Origin of the sequence: Bacteroides sp. 90-K9/2 (assembly GCF_047310725.1) — a bacterium.
Lineage (GTDB): Bacteria > Bacteroidota > Bacteroidia > Bacteroidales > Bacteroidaceae > Bacteroides > Bacteroides vicugnae.
In genome coordinates, this window is the sequence record NZ_JBCGVL010000003.1 from 16,218 (window position 1) to 33,896 (window position 17,679).

A 17,679-nucleotide genomic window follows, 5' to 3' on the forward strand; every position below is an offset into this window, starting at 1 on the left:
ATGACGCTGTTGCTTTAAACAAGCATATTTCTAAAAACCGTGAAATCCGTGTAATCCGTGCCTAATTCATTACCCGAAACGTCCCGTTATGTAATTCTGGGTAGCCTCCTTCTCCGGATTGGTGAATATCTTTTTCGTCTGATCGAATTCCACCATTTCTCCCATATAGAAAAACGCCGTCTTATCACTGACACGGGCTGCCTGCTGCATATTATGCGTAACGATTACAATCGTATAATCCTTCTTCAGTTCATGAATCAACTCCTCCACTTTCGCCGTAGAAATAGGATCGAGCGCAGAGGCAGGTTCATCCATCAGCAATACCGAAGGAGAGACAGCCATCGCACGGGCAATACAAAGACGCTGCTGCTGTCCGCCGGACAGTGCATAAGCCGATTCCTTCAACTTATCTTTCACCTCCTCCCAAAGAGCCGCTCCTTTCAACGTTTCCTCTACACGCTGGCGGATGAAAGCATTATCTTTTATTCCGTTCACACGAAGTCCGTAAGCCACATTCTCGAATATGCTTTTCGGGAAAGGATTGGGACGTTGGAACACCATTCCCACATTCTTGCGGAGTTCGTCCACTTCCACGCCTTTCGCATAGATATTATGTCCGTCGATACAGATTTCTCCCTCCAGACGGGTAGCAGGAATCAAATCATTCATCCGGTTGAAAAGCCGGAGGAAAGTAGACTTGCCGCAACCGGACGGTCCGATAAAAGCAACAACCGATTTTTCCTCAATCTGCATGCTGATGCCCTTCAATGCATGAAAGTCCCCATACCAGAAGTTCACATCACGCGTATCAATTTTCACTGTATCCATATACTAATTTAGTTCGTTTTTACTCTTTTCTCAAAATACTTTCTCAAGGCATTAGCCAGCAGATTCACCAACAGGATCATCATAATCAATACCAATGCCGTGCCATAAGCCAGCGGCAGTTGTGCCTCCATATCCGTTCCACTGGTGGAAATTACATACAAATGGTAAGGCAAGGCCATACACTGATCCAGAATGCCGGTAGGCAGTTGCGGCAGGAAGTATGCGGCACAAGTAAACAGAATCGGCGCCGTCTCTCCCGAAACACGTCCCAATGCGAGAATCAACCCTGTTATAATGTTCGGCATACCCATCGGCAGAATGACGCGTCCTATCGTCTGCAACTTCGTCGCTCCCAATGCCCGGCTACCTTCACGCATACTGTCAGGAATGGCTTTCAAGGCTTCCTCCGTTGTCCGGATAACCAAAGGTACGCAAAGCAAACCTAATGTCAAAGAGCCTGCCAGAATACTATCACCGAACCCCATATAATTGACAAACAGCGCCATACCGAACAATCCGAATACGATGGAAGGAATACCGCTCAAGTTATTGGTCATCACCCGGATAAAGCGTACCAACCTGCCTTTCGGCGCATACTCATTCATATAAATACCACTCATCACCCCTATCGGAAATGCAAACAGCGCACTTCCCACCATCAGATAGAAGGTACCTACAATAGCCGGCCAGATACCGCCACCCGTCATTCCGTCCGTAGGAGCCGAAGTGATGAAATCCCAACTGATAGTACCGATTCCCTTATAGATGATAAATCCCAGAATCGCAAACAATATCAATACAATGCAAAGACTCAACAACCGGAAAATTCCGAAAGCAAATTTCTGCGAACGGTGTTTAGCTTTATTATTACTCCGTATTTCCATCTTATTTACTACGTTTTAATCCTTTAGAAGAAATATATTCCACACTAAAGTTGATAATCAATGTAATGAAGAACAGTACGACACCCAACAGGAACAATGCCTGATAGTGCGGACCACCTGCAGGAGCCTCTCCCAGTTCGGCGGCAATCGTAGCCGGAATGGTACGCAAAGGCTCAAGAATAGTTGTCGGAATCACGGCCGCATTACCCGTCACCATCAATACCGCCATCGTCTCCCCGATAGCACGTCCGATGCCAAGTACCACACCGGATGTAATACCCGAAATAGAATAAGGAATCACTACCTTATATATAGTCTGCCATTGAGAAGCCCCCAATGCCAGGCTCGCTTCCCGCATTGCACGCGGACAGTTGCGCATCGCATCCTCCGTCACCGTTATGATGGTAGGCAATGCCATAATAGCCAGTACGATACTCCCTGCCAGGCCGCTCTCTCCTACTGGAAGATTAAAAAACTTCTGAATCAACGGAACAATGACAATCAACCCGAAAAAGCCATAGACCACCGAAGGAATACCGCTCAACAGTTCGATAATCGGTTTCAGCCAGTTCCGCACTTTCGGGTTTGCCACTTCAGACATATAGATAGAAACCGAAAGCCCGAACGGCAAAGCAAAAAGAATAGCGAACAGACTCACCCACAACGTACCGGTAATCAACGGCAGAAAGCCGAATTGAGCTGCCGGAGTGGCCGTAGGAAACCATTCGGCACCCGCAAATACATCTTTCACGGAAATGGTGTTATCTTCTATGAAATGCACCGCGTCCGGATGAACAATAAACTTCTGCGGAACAAAAGCTACGATACCCGGTGTTTTCTCTACCAGTTCCGTAATCTTGTCGCCTGCATATTCATAAGCAGGTCCCAGCTCCTCTTCCGTATAATACTGCGTTATATCCTCCAAACGAAAAACCCGGATAGGGAGATCTTCCCCACCGAGCTCCTTCCAGTTTGTGATCTCCTCATCAAAAACATTTTTTATCTGTGCAGGGCTCAACACACTAACTTTGTTGCTCTTATTCAGCGCCAACACATATCCCTCTTCAATCACCTTACTCTTGAACAGCCCGAAAGCTTCCGTGAAAAGGAAGAGTACAATCAGCAGAATAGTAATACTTGTCACGAAACCGCTACAAGTCAACATTCCTTCCACAATCCTTTCAAATACCTTTTTCATACCTACTATGATTTCTGATGCAAAGAAAGCGTCTCTTTATTAAGGAGGTGTGACTAATGTTTGAAGGAAATGTTTCAATCGTATTACATTTGTGTTACAGGCAATATTTCCATTCCGGATGAAATGGAAATGTAATATCCGATTGCTTAATTTGCAAAGTCAATAAAAAGAAGAAATATGAAAGTGAGAAGAAACTTATTAATCGCCCTTTCCTTACTCTCGCTCGGTGCCAACGCGCAACGTATAAAAGGTAGCGACACGGTACTACCTGTCGCACAACAGACAGCAGAGCGGTTTATGAACCAGCATCCGGATGCCCGTGTCACAGTAACCGGTGGCGGAACCGGTGTGGGTATCTCCGCCTTAATGGATCATACAACGGACATTGCGATGGCCTCCCGCCCGATCAAGTTCAGCGAGAAGATGAAAATTAAAGCGGCAGGAGAAGAAGTAAACGAAGTGATTGTTGCCTACGACGCCCTCGCCGTGGTGGTGCATCCCTCCAATCCGGTGAAACAGCTGACCCGCCAACAACTGGAGGATATTTTCCGGGGGAAGATAACCAACTGGAAACAGGTAGGCGGAGACAACCGAAAAATAGTGGTCTACTCGCGTGAAACATCGTCCGGTACTTACGAATTTTTCAAAGAGAGCGTATTGAAAAATAAAAACTACATGGCAAGCAGCCTTTCCATGCCGGCAACGGGCGCCATTATCCAGTCTGTCAGCCAGACCCAAGGAGCCATCGGATATGTCGGACTTGCCTACGTATCTCCCCGTGTCAAAACGCTTTCCGTATCTTATGACGGAAGCCACTACGCCACCCCTACGGTAGAGAATGCCACCAACAAGACCTACCCTATCGTCCGCCCGCTTTACTACTATTATAATGTAAAAAATAAGGAACAAGTTAGTCCCCTGATTCAGTTTATTCTTTCATCCGACGGACAAGACATTATAAAAAAGAGCGGTTATATTCCGGTTAAATAAAAAAAATGTCCTACTTTTGTAGCCTAAATACAGATAACATTAACCGTTATGACAGATATTAAAAACGAAGAAGCAGGCGAAAAGAAAAGCTTGAACTTTATTGAACAGGCAGTAGAGAAAGACTTGAAAGAAGGTAAAAATGGTGGAAAAGTGCAGACGCGTTTCCCGCCCGAGCCCAACGGCTACCTTCACATCGGCCATGCCAAAGCTATTTGCCTTGATTTCGGCATCGCAGAAAAACACGGCGGTGTATGTAACCTTCGTTTCGACGACACAAACCCTACCAAGGAAGATGTGGAATATGTAGAAGCTATCAAAGAAGATATCCAATGGTTAGGCTACCAGTGGGGAAATGAATATTATGCTTCTGACTACTTCCAGCAATTATGGGATTTCGCGATCCGCCTGATACAGGAGGGAAAAGCATATATCGACGAACAAAGTTCCGAACTGATCGCACAGCAGAAAGGCACGCCTACCCAACCGGGTGTGGAAAGCCCTTACCGGAACCGTCCTATCGAAGAGAGCCTCGAACTTTTTAAGAAAATGAATAGCGGCGAGATCGAAGAAGGCGCCATGGTGCTCCGTGCCAAGATTGACATGGCTAATCCGAATATGCACTTCCGCGATCCGATTATTTACCGTGTAGTGAAACACCCGCACCACCGTACGGGTACTACCTGGAAAGCTTATCCGATGTATGACTTCGCCCACGGACAGAGTGACTTCTTCGAAGGAGTGACTCATTCTCTGTGTACACTTGAATTTGTGGTACACCGTCCGCTTTACGACCTCTTCATCGATTGGTTGAAAGAAGGAAAAGACCTGAACGACAACCGTCCCCGTCAGACTGAATTCAACAAACTGAATCTAAGCTATACCCTGATGAGCAAACGTAACCTGCTCACACTGGTGAAAGAAGGATTGGTAAACGGATGGGACGACCCCCGTATGCCGACTATCTGCGGTTTCCGCCGTCGCGGTTATTCACCGGAGTCCATTCATAAGTTTATCGATAAAATCGGTTATACCACTTACGATGCCCTGAACGACATCGCCCTGTTGGAAAGCTCTGTCCGGGATGATTTGAACAGCCGTGCTACCCGTATATCTGCCGTTATCAACCCGGTAAAACTGATTATCACCAACTATCCGGAAGGACAGGTTGAGGAACTGGAAGCAATCAACAATCCGGAAGATCCGGAAGCAGGAAGTCACCTGATCGAGTTCAGCCGCGAGTTGTGGATGGAACGCGAAGACTTCATGGAAGATGCTCCCAAGAAATATTTCCGCATGACACCGGGACAGGAAGTACGTCTCAAAAATGCTTATATCGTGAAATGTACCGGTTGCAAGAAAGACGAAAACGGTGTAATCACAGAAGTATATTGCGAATATGACGCAAATACCCGCAGTGGTATGCCGGATGCTAACCGCAAGGTGAAAGGTACGCTCCACTGGGTAAGCTGCAACCACTGCCTGCAAGCAGAAGTACGTTTGTACGACCGCCTGTGGAAAGTGGAAAATCCACGCGACGAACTGGCTGCCATCCGCGAAGCAAAAAATTGTGAAGCACTGGAAGCCATGAAGGAAATCATTAATCCGGACTCATTGAAAATTCTGCCCAACTGCTACATAGAGAAGTTCGCAGCTACCCTGCCTCCACTCTCCTACCTGCAGTTCCAACGGATCGGTTACTTTAATATCGATAAAGAATCAACCCCGGAAAAACTAATCTTCAACCGCACAGTAGGGTTGAAAGACACATGGGGGAAGATTAATAAATAACTAAGCTTTCAAGCTTAACTTTACAATGGGGCTGTGTCAAAAGGATCATCATCAAAACTTTTGCAACAGCCCCATCTTAGCAATTAAAAATCTAAAATAAAATGGGTAGGAAAAATTCACCATCAGCAAAAAAGGAACTAGTCACACTAATCACAAACTACGAAGAAGCAAAAGCAGAAAACCGACAACTTTATCTGGATGCTGACCAATTGGCTGACATCGCTGACTGGTATGCCTCCGAACGAAAATTCAAAGAAGCACAAGAAGCAATCACTTACGGGCTTAAAATACATCCGGGAAATACAGATTTGCTTATAGAACAAGCCTATCTTTACCTGGACACCCAAAAGCTACAAAAAGCAAAGAAAGTGGCAGATTCAATTACCGAAGAATTTGACTCCGAAGTGAAACTGCTGAAAGCCGAACTATTGCTGAATGGAGGAAAACTGGAAGAAGCCCAATGGCTGTTAAGCACAATAGCGGATGCCGACGAACTGGAAACAATCATTGATGTTGTCTTTCTCTATCTGGACATGGGATATCCGGAAGCAGCCAAAGAATGGCTCGACAAAGGGAAATCCCGCTATGCCGAAGATGAAGAATATATGGCTCTCACAGCCGATTATCTGGCATCGACCCATCAGGTAGAACCGGCCATCACCTATTACAACAAACTCATTGACAAATCCCCGTTCAACCCGTCCTACTGGATGGGGCTGGTGAAATGTTACTTTGTTCAGGAACAAATAGACAAAGCCATCGAAGCCTGTGATTTTGCATTGGCAGCCGACGATCAGTACGGAGAAGCTTACGCCTACAAGGCACATTGTTTCTTCTATCTGAACAATTCGGATGAAGCCATCGAGAATTACCAAAAGGCGATTGAGTTCAAATCCATTCCCCCCGAACTGGGTTATATGTTTATGGGAATATCCTATGGCAATAAAGAAGAATGGCAGAAAGCCGATGACTATTACGACAAAGTAATCGCACGTTTTGAAGAAAACGGAGACAAACAGTCTATTTTATTGATAGACACTTATACCAGCAAAGCTTTCGCCCTGTCACATCTGGCAAGGTATGAAGAAGCGCATGAGTTATGCGAAAAAGCCAAAGAGATAAACCCGAATGAGGGATTGATTTATCTGACAGAGGGGAAACTATACCTCGCAGAGGAACTGGAAGACGAAGCTGCCATCTCTTTCGAAAAAGCGATAGAGACGAACCCTAACATAGAAATGTGGTATATGATTGCCTCTGCTTATTCGGAAAGTGACTATCTGTTCGAAGCGAAAGAATACTTTGAAAAAGCATACCAGATGAATCCGAAATACGAAGATGTGACGGAGAAATTGAGTGTTCTTTGCCTTATGCACGGCGAAATCGACAACTTCTTTAAATATAATAAGGAATGCGAGCATCCATTGGAAGAAGACATGATTCTGGATCTGTTGAACAGTCCCGAACATAGAGAAGAAGACGAAAGAACTCTCAAAGAAGTATGGGAACGCATGAAAAAAGAGAATAAGAAAAAACCGAAAGGAAAAAAATAAATCAATTTATAAATTCTATCCTCAAAAAACATGGAATCAGTAGCAGAACTTCTTAAATGGGTATTAGAAAACTTGAACTATTGGGTAGTCACCATTTTTATGGCTATCGAAAGCTCTTTTATTCCCTTCCCCTCGGAAGCCATAGTGCCACCTGCCGCATGGAAAGCAATGGCTGACGACAGTATGAATATCTTTCTCGTCATCCTATTTGCAACCATAGGAGCCGATATCGGTGCATTAGTAAATTATTACCTCGCCCGTTGGCTGGGTCGCCCTATCATTTATAAATTTGCTAACAGTCGTTTAGGGCACATGTGCCTTATTGATGAAGAAAAAATACATCATGCGGAAGAATATTTCAGAAAGCACGGTGCAGCTTCCACTTTCTTTGGCCGCCTCATTCCGGCTGTACGCCAACTTATCAGTATTCCCGCAGGATTAGCCGGCATGAAAATAGGTTCTTTCCTGCTTTATACAACTCTCGGCGCTGCTATATGGAACAGTATATTAGCTTTGCTCGGATACCTGATTTACCGTTTTACAGACCTCAAAACGACTAATGATGTCTATGTAATGGCAACCGAATACAGTCACGAAATTGGCTATGTCATCATAGCAGTGGTGGTAATGGTAATCGGTTTTCTGGCTTATAAAGGGCTGAAAAAGAAAAAATAAGTATTAAGTATTAAGTATTAAGTATTAGGTATTAACCGTAGCTGGTATTTTGCTCTAATTGTTGTTTACACAATTAATCAAACAGCCATGGTAATACTTAATACCTAATACTTGATACTTGGTACTTAGAAATTAAACTGGACTCCTACTCCCAATATCTCTTTAAATTGCACACGAGCACCTTTTGTACCATCCTTTTGCACGATTTTCACATCATCGTCATACATCAGGTTAGTAGTAAGTGTGGTTGAGAACCATTTATTGATAATCATATTTATTTGTACTTCCCAGTTCACATCTATGTTCAGCGGCTTATGCAGATAATCGGAATATAGATCCAAACGTGAATATACTGTCATATTCTTTAAGAATTCATATTTAGCTTCTCCTTTCAAGTTAGCACCGAAGCTGGATAATAGATGTTTGCCCGGATCAACTCCATAAGCTCCTTCGTCAGAGAGACGGTCATTGAGTACAAATGTTCCGCGCCACGCAGCCGGAGACAATACAACGGTAAATATCTTACCCGGATCATACGTAAAGCCCAAACCGGTAGTCAAATAGGCAGGAGCCATAAATTCGGAGATAGCAATGTCTTTATTAACAGAGTAGTCATATCCCGGAGAAAACTGTGTCTGGAAAGTGGCGAACGCACTGGCATACCAGTTTTTGGCAATAGAATAGCCATAATTCGTATTCAAATAGATTTTATCATTCGCTTTCCGGGTTCCGTCATCACCAGTCTTATTTAATCCATAAGCCAGTTCAATACGGTTATTCCACAGATGTTTTCCTTTCTTATAGTTAATCTGATAAGTGCCCTGCAAGTCAAAGGCAACAGAGTTATCACCTCCGGCAGCCCAATTAGTGAGGCTCACTTGCGTTAGTTTCAGTCCGGCAAATCCTTCTTTTGTCCAGGGAGAAGTTTGTGTACTATCGGCAGTTTGGGCCGATAAAGTTCCAGCGCCCATACATAACAGGGCGATGAATAGAGTTTTCATTTTGTTCATGATAGTTGAGGTTTAGTGTAGAAAAAACACAACCTAACAAGAACGGAGCTATGGCAGTTTACCAAGCCTTTTTACCAGTTCCCATTAGGTCAAAAAGTTGAAATAAGTATTAGGTGTTAAGTATTAAGTATTAGTCGTAGCCGCTGATTTGCCGCGGTTAATACTTAATACTTAATACTTTATTATTGTATCGCAGCTAAGGCTTTGTCATAATCAGGCTCCTGAGTGATTTCAGGAACAAGTTCCGTATATGCAATCTTGCCATCTTTGCCAATCACAACTACGGCACGAGCCAAAAGTCCTGCTAACGGCCCATCTGCCATACGCACTCCGTAACTTTCGTCGAAATCAGAGAAACGGAAATCAGACAATGGAATTACATTTTCAATACCTTCTGTCGTACAGAAACGGCCGTGTGCAAAAGGAAGATCCTTAGAAATAGCCAATACTACCGTATCTTTCAGTCCGGCAGCCATCTTATTAAACTTACGTACAGAAGTTGCACATACGCTGGTATCCAGACTGGGGAAAATATTTAAAATCACATTTTTACCATTTAAATCTTTCAGAGAGAAAGAAGATAAATCTGTTTTTACCAGCTCGAAGTCAGGAGCTACCTTACCTACTTGTATAAATTCACCGATCAGTTTCACCGGTTGTCCTTTGAAATTTGTTGTTGCCATAATGCATGTATATTTAAAATTTACTTTATATAGGAAACAACTATTCCCCCAAATATGTTCACGGAAAACCTTTTCTAAATTCAATTTGTTATTCACCAACGAAATCACTTTAGTGTTCAATTTAAAATATAAAATGTATGGAAACTGTATTCAATGAGATTCAACATTCAGTAAAAAATTGGTGGACTTCTCTTCTTTTGGGAATCGTGTATATCATTGTAGCCCTTTGGCTCATGTTCTCACCCGTAAGCACCTATGTAGCTCTAAGCATCATTTTCAGTGTATCGATGCTGATAAGCGGTATTCTGGAAATCATCTTCGCTCTTAGCAACCGGAAAGGCGTCCCGAGCTGGGGATGGTATATCGTAGGAGGACTGATCGACCTCGTTCTGGGTATTTACCTGATTGCCTATCCGATGGTCAGTATGGAAGTTATTCCTTTCATTATCGCCTTCTGGCTTATGTTCCGCGGCTTCTCCTCCACCGGCTATTCCATCGACCTGAAACGTTACGGAACCCGCGACTGGGGCTGGTACATGGCTTTCGGTATTCTTGCCATCCTGTGCTCTCTTTTAATATTATGGCAACCCGCCATAGGAGCGCTCTACGCAGTGTATATGATTTCTTTTGCTTTCCTCATCATCGGACTTTTCCGTGTCATGCTTTCATTTGAACTAAAGAATCTACATAAAAGAAAATAAAAAGCTTTCGGCACTTACTTTGGGATTTTGTTTATCTTTGTAGGCAATTTACATCAATCAATTAATTAAAAAGGAAGAAAATTATGGCAATGCATACATGGTTTGAGTGCAAGATCCGTTATGAAAAAGTAATGGAAAACGGAATGCAGAAGAAAGTAACTGAACCTTATCTTGTTGACGCACTCAGTTTTACAGAAGCAGAAGCACGGATTATTGAAGAAATGACTCCGTTTATCTCCGGAGAATTTACCGTTTCGGATATTAAACGTGCCAACTATAGCGAACTTTTCCCCAGCGACGAAGAAAGTGCCGACCGCTGGTTCAAATGCAAACTTATTTTCATCACTCTGGATGAAAAAAGCGGTGCTGAAAAAAAGACTTCCACTCAAGTATTGGTACAAGCTGCCGACTTGCGTGACGCAGTCAAGAAGCTGGATGAAGGGATGAAAGGAACCATGGCTGATTATCAGATCGGTATGGTATCCGAAACTCCGCTCATGGATGTATATCCTTACAGCGCCGAACCGAATGACAAACCGGAGTTTGATCCGTCAAAAGCATAAGTAACAATGAGTATTGCTGACAATTTAAAGCAAGTGCTGGCCGAACTCCCGCAAGGAGTCCGGCTGGTTGCTGTCTCAAAATTCCATCCCAATGAAGCGATAGAAGAAGCATATCAGGCGGGACAGCGTATTTTTGGAGAAAGCAAAGTGCAGGAAATGACAGCTAAATACGAAAGTTTGCCCAAAGACATTGAATGGCATTTCATCGGACACCTGCAGACGAACAAAATCAAATACATGATACCATACGTAGCGATGATTCATGGAATTGATAGTTATAAACTGCTGGTCGAAGTCAACAAACAAGCTGTCAAAGCGGGACGTACAGTGAACTGCCTGTTGCAGATTCACGTTGCGCAGGAAGAAACCAAATTTGGTTTCAGTCCCGAAGAATGCAAGGAGATGTTGAATGCCGGAGAATGGAAAGAGCTGACTCATGTACGCATCTGCGGATTAATGGGGATGGCCAGCAACACCGATTGTATTGAACAAATCAATCGGGAATTTTGTTTACTAAATAGGCTCTTTAACGAGATAAAAACAACTTGGTTCATCCACTCCGATACTTTCTGTGAGCTATCAATGGGAATGTCACATGACTACCACGAAGCCATTGCCGCAGGAAGTACGCTGGTACGAGTAGGAAGCAAGATTTTCGGAGAACGAATTTACTGATTAAGTGTTAAAAAAAACATATTGCTATGACCGATTTAAAAACTACTTTCGCTGGGCTTTCCCTTAGAAACCCTATCATCATTAGTAGCTCGGGGCTGACCAACAGTGCCGGCAAAAACAAAAAATTGGCAGAAGATGGTGCCGGTGCAATTGTTCTGAAATCACTGTTTGAGGAACAAATCATGCTGGAAGCAGACCAACTGAAAGATCCGGCTTTCTATCCGGAAGCCAGTGACTATCTGGAAGAATACATCCGTGAACACAAGCTATCCGAATACCTGACTTTAATAAAAGAAAGCAAGAAGGTATGCCCCATTCCTATCATTGCCAGCATCAACTGCTACACTGATTCCGAATGGATTGACTTTGCAAAGATGATTGAAGAAGCCGGTGCCGATGCATTGGAAATCAATATCCTTGCCCTGCAATCGGAAGTGCAATATACATACGGTTCATTCGAACAACGCCACATTGATATTCTCCGCCACATCAAAAAAACAGTCAAGATACCTGTAATCATGAAACTGGGTGATAACCTGACAAATCCTGTGGCATTAATCGATCAGTTGTATGCCAACGGTGCAGCAGCAGTTGTTCTCTTCAACCGTTTCTATCAACCGGACATCAACATCGAAAAGATGGAGCATATTTCAGGAGAAGTATTCAGCAATGCTTCCGACCTTGCCACTCCGCTCCGTTGGATCGGAATTGCGTCTGCAGTAGTAGACAAAATCGACTATGCAGCTTCCGGTGGTGTTGCCAACGCAGAATCAGTAGTAAAAGCTATCCTTGCCGGTGCTTCAGCCGTAGAAGTTTGCAGCGCAGTCTATCTGAATACAAATGCATTCATCGGAGAAGCCAACCGCTTCCTCTCTGCATGGATGGAACGCAAAGGATTCAAAAATATAGCTCAATTCAAAGGCAAACTGAATATTAAGGATGTTCAGGGTGTTAATACATTCGAACGTACACAGTTCCTGAAATATTTCGGAAAGAAAGAATAAGAAAGAAAAGCAAGAAGTAAAAATCAGGCACGGATTACACGGATTACGCGGTTTAAGATAATTGGAGAAACCGTGAAATCCGTGTAATCCGTGCCAAATTTATTTTTTCATCATTACAGCAAGTTACTTGCCAACTCACTCAATTCACTTCGTTCACCTTTCAGCAAATTGACGTGTGCAAAGATATTCTGGTCTTTCATACGATCAATCATGTATACCAGACCATTGGACTGACTATCCAGATAAGGTTGGTCAATCTGTTGGATATCTCCCGTAAATACCATCTTCGTACCTTCACCTGCACGGGTGATGATTGTCTTTATTTCATTCGGAGTCAGATTCTGCGCTTCGTCGATGATGCAATACATTTCGCTCAAACTACGACCACGGATAAATGCCAAAGCTTCAATCACCAGCTGCTCGCTTTTCTGCATATCTTCTATGCGCTTCACTTCGGTAGAGTTTGCAGCAAACTGACGTTTTATCACGTTCAGGTTATCAAATAACGGCTGCATATAAGGAGCCACTTTCTCCTGCGCGTCTCCCGGAAGGAAACCGATATCCTTATTGGAAAGCGCCACAACAGGACGTGCCAGCAAAATCTGTTTGTAATCCGTCAGTTTGCCCAAAGCAGCAGCCAAAGCCAGCAATGTCTTCCCCGTTCCTGCTTTTCCAGTCAGAGCCACCAGTTTAATTTCCGGGTCATTCAGAATCTCAAAAGCAAAACTCTGTTCCGCATTCCGTGGTTCGATTCCATAATTCTTGCCTTTCATCACACGAATAATAGAATGGGTAAAAGGATTGTAGCGTGCAAGCACACTATTCCGGTCACTCTTCAATATAAAACATTCATTGGGGTGAATCAAATCCTTAAAGTCGAATTCACTCAAGTCAATGCCCTCCTTTGAAGAATAAATACGGTCGATCAATGCCGGATCTACATTTTCAAAGATCTCATTGGACTTCTCGAACACATCTACGTTATACACCTTATCCGTAATATAATCCTCGCAAAGCAAACCGATGGAACGAGCTTTCATACGCAGATTCACATCTTTGGTCACCAAAATAGTCATCATTTCCGGATCCTCTTCGGTCAGGTATTCGGTTGCCGCCAAAATCAAATGGTCGGGTTTCTTTATAGGAAACGATTCCCACACTTTGGTAGCCGGTACATTGCTCGTCACCACAAACAGACGTCCCAATCCTTCGCCAAGCTTCACTCCGTCGGAGAAAAGCTCGTCGCTTGTCAGCACATCCAATTCGCGCACGAACTCACGAGCATTGAAATTTATCTGCTCGTTTCCTTTTTTGAACTTATCCAGTTCTTCGAGTACAACAAGAGGGAGGTAAATATCATTTTCCTGAAAATTCTTCAAGCAATTGTAGTCGTGAAGAATAACATTCGTGTCTAGCACAAAATTTTTCTTAGTTCCCATGATTTCTTAGATTTAAATGTTGATATTTGCAATCTCATTCGCCAATCCCCCATTTATAGTCAGATTGACGGTTCTAAAGATAAACAAATTAGCGGGCAATAAAGATTGCCCGACGTTAAATATTATAAAACATGGACTATCAGAACACTTTAAAGTACTTATATGAGAGTGCGCCAATGTTTCAACAAATAGGAAGCAAAGCATATAAGCCGGGTTTAGAGACCACACATCAATTGGACGAACATTTCGGGCATCCTCATCAACAATTCAAAACGATACATATCGCCGGAACCAATGGAAAAGGTTCCTGCTCGCATACTATCGCAGCCGTATTACAATGCGCCGGTTACCGGGTAGGGCTATTCACCTCCCCCCATTTAATCGACTTCCGCGAACGTATCCGTATCAACGGTGAGATGATACCGGAAGAGTATGTAGTCAATTTCGTAGAAGAGCATCGCTCCTTCTTCGAGCCGCTGCACCCTTCATTCTTCGAACTGACCACCGCTATGGCATTCCGTTATTTTGCCGACCAGAAAGTAGATGTAGCAGTTATCGAAGTAGGCATGGGCGGAAGATTGGACTGTACGAATATCATCCATCCGGATTTGTGCGTTATCACCAACATAGGCCTCGACCACACCCAATATCTGGGTGACACGCTGACGAAGATTGCCAAAGAGAAAGCCGGAATTATCAAAGAAGGAGTTCCGGTCATTATCGGCAGAGCCCAAGGGGCGGTGAAACGTGTATTTACCATGAAAGCCAAAGAAAAGAATGCGCCCATCGAATATGCCCGTGAAAATACCCGGTACTGGGACATGGAAATAGTTCCTTATTCGAAGTTGCAAGAAATAAGACCGGTGATGGACAACGCAATTCAGAGCATGCGCGAAATGATCGAAGCAATGGACGAACAGTCAGAAGAAGAGGCAAATCAGATGCGGCAAGCATTACTCATGTTAGACCTGCCAGACAGTCTACGTGCGCTAGACCAGATACTCGACAAAAGAAAAGATGCTATCAAAATCCACAATGAGATGTTTCCTTTAGGACTTTTCACCGAGTTGAGCGGAGCTTACCAATTCGAAAATATGTTCACCATCCTAAAAGCCCTTGCGACACTGAACCGTCTGAACTACAACATCAGATCCCAGGACTATCGCGAAGGTCTTGCAAACGTATGTCAGCTCACCGGTCTGATGGGGCGTTGGCAGAAAGTGCACAGCTATCCGGATATTATCTGTGACACGGGACATAATGTGGATGGAATCGAATATATCCATGTACAGCTCAATGTCATTCACAAAACCTTCGATCAGGAGATCCATTTTGTATTCGGCATGGTCAATGACAAAGACATCCGGGGGGTTCTGCGAGCATTGCCGAAATATGCCACCTATTATTTTACCAAAGCAAGCGTCAAACGCGCACTTCCGGAAAATGAACTGCTGGCATTGGCAGAAGAAGCCGGATTGAAAGGTACCACCTACCCCACTGTTGTAGAAGCTGTACAGGCGGCAAAAAAGAACTGCCCCCCCAAAGATCTGATCTTTGTAGGAGGCAGCAGTTTCATTGTCGCAGATTTGTTAGCGAACCGCGATACACTCAATCTCTACTAACGCATCCTTTGGCAGAGCTTTTACGGCAACCGCCGAACGTGCCGGAAAAGCTCCGTCAAAATACGTGGCATACACACCGTTCATCCCTGCAAACAGGGACATATCCTGAAGAAATACAGTAGTTTTGACAATGTTTCCCATTGTCAATCCTGCTTCTTCAAGAATGTGTTTGACATTCTCCAACGACTGGCGCGCTTGTCCTTCTATGCCTTCCGCCATCTGTCCCGTAGCGGCATCGATAGGCAACTGACCGGACACAAATACCATACCATTGGCTTCTATCGCCTGACTATAAGGGCCGATAGCCCCCGGAGCTTTCTCACTGCAAATTACTTTTTTCATATATATTTCTTTTTTCTGTTTACTGAACTTCAAAGATAAAAATAAATTTCGATTAAGATTGACAAATCTGTTTCTTTTTATTATCTTAGCAGCTGATGAGCAAGCATAATTACGACATATTCATTAGTTACCGTAAGAAATGTTCGGGCGACAAGCCTGAAATGCTACAACTGATGCTGGAAGAATCCGGATTCCGCAAAAGGGTGAGCTTTGACAAAGACAATTTAAACGGTCGGTTTGATGTTGAGTTGATTCGCCGCATTGATGAATGTAAAGACTTCATTATGTTCATGGTGCCGGAGACGTTTACAACGATCCGCCCACTCAATGAAGAAGCGGTTGAGGCAGGCGAAAAAGCAACATGGGACATGGAAGAAGTGGCTTTCTACGAACGGATGGCGTCCTTGACCAATGAAGAGTTTGAAACAGAAATTAAGCAGATCAGCCGTACCGGAGAGATCGATTTTGTCCGGATAGAATTAGGCCGTGCGTTACGTCGCCAAAGTAGAACCCCCAAACAGATAAATATCATTCCGATTGCTCCGCAGGAAAGTGAAAGCTATGATTTCGCTACCCTGCAACTCCCCCCGGACATTAGTGGATTGAAAGACTTTCAAGCTGTATTTTACAGCAACTCACGAGTAGCCCGATTCAAAGATATAAAAGGTGACCTCCTGAAGCAAATGTTGTCAAAGCCTTCTTATGTATCTGCCAAATGGCTTATGATGACTTTCATTGCTCTATTATTAATAGTAGCGGGAAGCAAAACTTATACTTCCATCCAAAGAACGGCAGAACAAAAACTGGAATTCAAGGAGTGTCGCACTTATGACGATTACAGTAGTTTCATAAAGAAACACCCGGACAGTTCTTTGAAATCGACGTGCGACTCTATCCTGCATGAATTCAACGCGCTCCGGAATGACGGACGCGCCTCCGTGAACAACACCGGAAACAGGGATATAAAAGACAGAGAGAAAGAATGGGTAGACGTAAAATGGAATCCTACGATCACACTGCCCCAGCTCCGCTCCCTGGTGGACATGATGAACAATATGCTGCTGATTCCGGCCAAAAACAAAGAATTCATCATGGGAAAAGCTACAGGAAAAGGGTATGACTCACCACAGCACACCGTTGTATTGAGTTCCGATTATTATATGTGTAAATACGAAGTAACACGCTCGCTGTGGTATGCCGTTATGAATGACTCCATTGTTACGGAAAAAGGCATGCTGCCTATGACACATATAACGTGGAATGATGCCGAAGCCTTCACCAAGGAGCTGAACAAGCTCACCGGTTTACCTTTTTCCCTACCTACGGAGGCGCAATGGGAATATGCAGCCACCGGAGGCGAAAGTTATCCTTATGCCGGTTCAGACAACATTCGTGATGTAGCTTACTACGCCTCCAATGCCAATGAACGCTTGCATCCCGTTGGTGAGAAACACGAAAACGGGTTCGACTTATACGACATGTCAGGCAACGCCGCCGAATGGTGTACGGACTGGATGAACCGGTATGAAAATACACGGGTCACAGATCCCCAAGGTCCGGCAGAAAATCCCGGACACCATAAAAAGATTGTGAGAGGAGGCAGCTACCTGGCCAACGAACGTGATATGGACATTCGCCATCGCAGCGTACAGACTTACGATACATCAGAACCACATATCGGATTTCGTGTGATACTTAATCCTATTCAATAACACAATGAATGC

At 43.9% G+C, this 17,679-nt stretch carries 17 protein-coding genes; 10 read left to right on the forward strand and 7 right to left on the reverse strand.

The features are described from left to right. Positions 1-69: 69 nt before the first annotated feature. Genes pstB through pstC form a run of 3 tightly spaced genes read right to left on the reverse strand, consistent with a single transcriptional unit; the run spans position 70 to position 2,910 of the window. A complete protein-coding gene (gene pstB, locus AAHJ11_RS09410) occupies positions 70-828 on the reverse strand; it encodes a phosphate ABC transporter ATP-binding protein PstB (protein WP_099147582.1) in 759 nt (252 codons plus the stop codon). A gap of 8 nt (positions 829-836) precedes the next feature. Beyond that, positions 837-1,712, reverse strand: coding sequence for a phosphate ABC transporter permease PstA (gene pstA, locus AAHJ11_RS09415; RefSeq protein ID WP_148367901.1), 876 nt, complete (start codon positions 1,710-1,712; stop codon positions 837-839). Between the two features lies 1 nt (position 1,713). Then, entirely contained in the window at positions 1,714-2,910 is a 1,197-nt protein-coding gene (gene pstC, locus AAHJ11_RS09420; RefSeq protein WP_320975250.1) for a phosphate ABC transporter permease subunit PstC, read from the reverse strand. Positions 2,911-3,087: 177 nt separating this feature from the next. On the opposite strand from pstC, the gene AAHJ11_RS09425 reads away from it, so the two are divergent. From AAHJ11_RS09425 to AAHJ11_RS09440, 4 genes are all read left to right on the forward strand, one after another. Then, on the forward strand, positions 3,088-3,900 hold the full coding sequence (locus AAHJ11_RS09425) for a PstS family phosphate ABC transporter substrate-binding protein (protein ID WP_099147584.1): 813 nt from the start codon (positions 3,088-3,090) through the stop codon (positions 3,898-3,900). 48 nt (positions 3,901-3,948) lie between these two features. Beyond that, positions 3,949-5,688, forward strand: coding sequence for a glutamine--tRNA ligase/YqeY domain fusion protein (locus tag AAHJ11_RS09430; RefSeq protein WP_074638588.1), 1,740 nt, complete (start codon positions 3,949-3,951; stop codon positions 5,686-5,688). 101 nt (positions 5,689-5,789) lie between these two features. Next, complete coding sequence (locus tag AAHJ11_RS09435) at positions 5,790-7,241, forward strand: tetratricopeptide repeat protein (protein WP_148367898.1); 1,452 nt, start codon at positions 5,790-5,792, stop codon at positions 7,239-7,241. 30 nt (positions 7,242-7,271) lie between these two features. Further along, positions 7,272-7,916 (forward strand): DedA family protein, encoded by a 645-nt coding sequence (locus AAHJ11_RS09440; RefSeq protein ID WP_074558997.1) that lies wholly within the window; start codon positions 7,272-7,274, stop codon positions 7,914-7,916. 125 nt (positions 7,917-8,041) lie between these two features. On the opposite strand, the gene AAHJ11_RS09445 is transcribed toward AAHJ11_RS09440, so the two are convergent. Next, positions 8,042-8,926 carry a DUF3078 domain-containing protein gene (locus tag AAHJ11_RS09445; protein ID WP_074558996.1) on the reverse strand — a complete coding sequence of 295 codons (885 nt, stop codon included), beginning with the start codon at positions 8,924-8,926 and terminating at the stop codon, positions 8,042-8,044. A gap of 182 nt (positions 8,927-9,108) precedes the next feature. Further along, complete coding sequence (gene tpx, locus AAHJ11_RS09450) at positions 9,109-9,609, reverse strand: thiol peroxidase (protein WP_074559007.1); 501 nt, start codon at positions 9,607-9,609, stop codon at positions 9,109-9,111. 137 nt (positions 9,610-9,746) lie between these two features. Here tpx and AAHJ11_RS09455 point away from each other — a divergent pair, with 137 nt between their 5' ends. From AAHJ11_RS09455 to AAHJ11_RS09470, 4 genes are all read left to right on the forward strand, one after another. Beyond that, positions 9,747-10,310, forward strand: coding sequence for an HdeD family acid-resistance protein (locus tag AAHJ11_RS09455; protein WP_004296649.1), 564 nt, complete (start codon positions 9,747-9,749; stop codon positions 10,308-10,310). A gap of 83 nt (positions 10,311-10,393) precedes the next feature. Next, positions 10,394-10,873, forward strand: a complete 480-nt coding sequence (locus AAHJ11_RS09460) for a DUF4494 domain-containing protein (protein ID WP_004296648.1) — start codon at positions 10,394-10,396, stop codon at positions 10,871-10,873. A gap of 6 nt (positions 10,874-10,879) precedes the next feature. Then, complete coding sequence (locus AAHJ11_RS09465) at positions 10,880-11,548, forward strand: YggS family pyridoxal phosphate-dependent enzyme (RefSeq protein WP_117934866.1); 669 nt, start codon at positions 10,880-10,882, stop codon at positions 11,546-11,548. A 26-nt stretch (positions 11,549-11,574) separates the two neighbouring features. Beyond that, positions 11,575-12,552 carry a dihydroorotate dehydrogenase-like protein gene (locus AAHJ11_RS09470; RefSeq protein ID WP_074558993.1) on the forward strand — a complete coding sequence of 326 codons (978 nt, stop codon included), beginning with the start codon at positions 11,575-11,577 and terminating at the stop codon, positions 12,550-12,552. Between the two features lie 113 nt (positions 12,553-12,665). Here AAHJ11_RS09470 and AAHJ11_RS09475 read toward each other — a convergent pair whose 3' ends face one another. Continuing rightward, the gene (locus AAHJ11_RS09475; protein WP_148367896.1) at positions 12,666-13,991 is read right to left on the reverse strand and encodes a PhoH family protein; all 1,326 of its coding nucleotides are present in this window, start codon (positions 13,989-13,991) and stop codon (positions 12,666-12,668) included. A 131-nt stretch (positions 13,992-14,122) separates the two neighbouring features. On the opposite strand from AAHJ11_RS09475, the gene AAHJ11_RS09480 reads away from it, so the two are divergent. Then, on the forward strand, positions 14,123-15,613 hold the full coding sequence (locus tag AAHJ11_RS09480; RefSeq protein ID WP_195650450.1) for a bifunctional folylpolyglutamate synthase/dihydrofolate synthase: 1,491 nt from the start codon (positions 14,123-14,125) through the stop codon (positions 15,611-15,613). Here AAHJ11_RS09480 and AAHJ11_RS09485 read toward each other — a convergent pair. Further along, positions 15,581-15,955, reverse strand: coding sequence for a RidA family protein (locus AAHJ11_RS09485; protein ID WP_148367895.1), 375 nt, complete (start codon positions 15,953-15,955; stop codon positions 15,581-15,583). The two genes, AAHJ11_RS09480 and AAHJ11_RS09485, sit on opposite strands and share 33 nt — an antisense overlap. Positions 15,956-16,050: 95 nt before the next feature. Between AAHJ11_RS09485 and AAHJ11_RS09490 the strand changes: the two genes are divergently transcribed. Next, a complete protein-coding gene (locus tag AAHJ11_RS09490; protein ID WP_320996227.1) occupies positions 16,051-17,667 on the forward strand; it encodes a formylglycine-generating enzyme family protein in 1,617 nt (538 codons plus the stop codon). Positions 17,668-17,679: the final 12 nt, after the last annotated feature.

Coding starts and splice junctions, on each gene's coding strand:
- AAHJ11_RS09435 (WP_148367898.1), top strand. CDS start 5,790: ATGGGTAGGAAAAATTCACCATCAGCAAAAAAGGAACTAGTCACACTA.
- AAHJ11_RS09455 (WP_004296649.1), top strand. CDS start 9,747: ATGGAAACTGTATTCAATGAGATTCAACATTCAGTAAAAAATTGGTGG.
- pstB (WP_099147582.1), bottom strand. CDS start 828: ATGGATACAGTGAAAATTGATACGCGTGATGTGAACTTCTGGTATGGG.
- AAHJ11_RS09465 (WP_117934866.1), top strand. CDS start 10,880: ATGAGTATTGCTGACAATTTAAAGCAAGTGCTGGCCGAACTCCCGCAA.
- AAHJ11_RS09425 (WP_099147584.1), top strand. CDS start 3,088: ATGAAAGTGAGAAGAAACTTATTAATCGCCCTTTCCTTACTCTCGCTC.
- AAHJ11_RS09460 (WP_004296648.1), top strand. CDS start 10,394: ATGGCAATGCATACATGGTTTGAGTGCAAGATCCGTTATGAAAAAGTA.
- pstC (WP_320975250.1), bottom strand. CDS start 2,910: ATGAAAAAGGTATTTGAAAGGATTGTGGAAGGAATGTTGACTTGTAGC.
- AAHJ11_RS09480 (WP_195650450.1), top strand. CDS start 14,123: ATGGACTATCAGAACACTTTAAAGTACTTATATGAGAGTGCGCCAATG.
- AAHJ11_RS09430 (WP_074638588.1), top strand. CDS start 3,949: ATGACAGATATTAAAAACGAAGAAGCAGGCGAAAAGAAAAGCTTGAAC.
- AAHJ11_RS09440 (WP_074558997.1), top strand. CDS start 7,272: ATGGAATCAGTAGCAGAACTTCTTAAATGGGTATTAGAAAACTTGAAC.
- AAHJ11_RS09490 (WP_320996227.1), top strand. CDS start 16,051: ATGAGCAAGCATAATTACGACATATTCATTAGTTACCGTAAGAAATGT.
- AAHJ11_RS09475 (WP_148367896.1), bottom strand. CDS start 13,991: ATGGGAACTAAGAAAAATTTTGTGCTAGACACGAATGTTATTCTTCAC.
- AAHJ11_RS09485 (WP_148367895.1), bottom strand. CDS start 15,955: ATGAAAAAAGTAATTTGCAGTGAGAAAGCTCCGGGGGCTATCGGCCCT.
- tpx (WP_074559007.1), bottom strand. CDS start 9,609: ATGGCAACAACAAATTTCAAAGGACAACCGGTGAAACTGATCGGTGAA.
- pstA (WP_148367901.1), bottom strand. CDS start 1,712: ATGGAAATACGGAGTAATAATAAAGCTAAACACCGTTCGCAGAAATTT.
- AAHJ11_RS09470 (WP_074558993.1), top strand. CDS start 11,575: ATGACCGATTTAAAAACTACTTTCGCTGGGCTTTCCCTTAGAAACCCT.
- AAHJ11_RS09445 (WP_074558996.1), bottom strand. CDS start 8,926: ATGAACAAAATGAAAACTCTATTCATCGCCCTGTTATGTATGGGCGCT.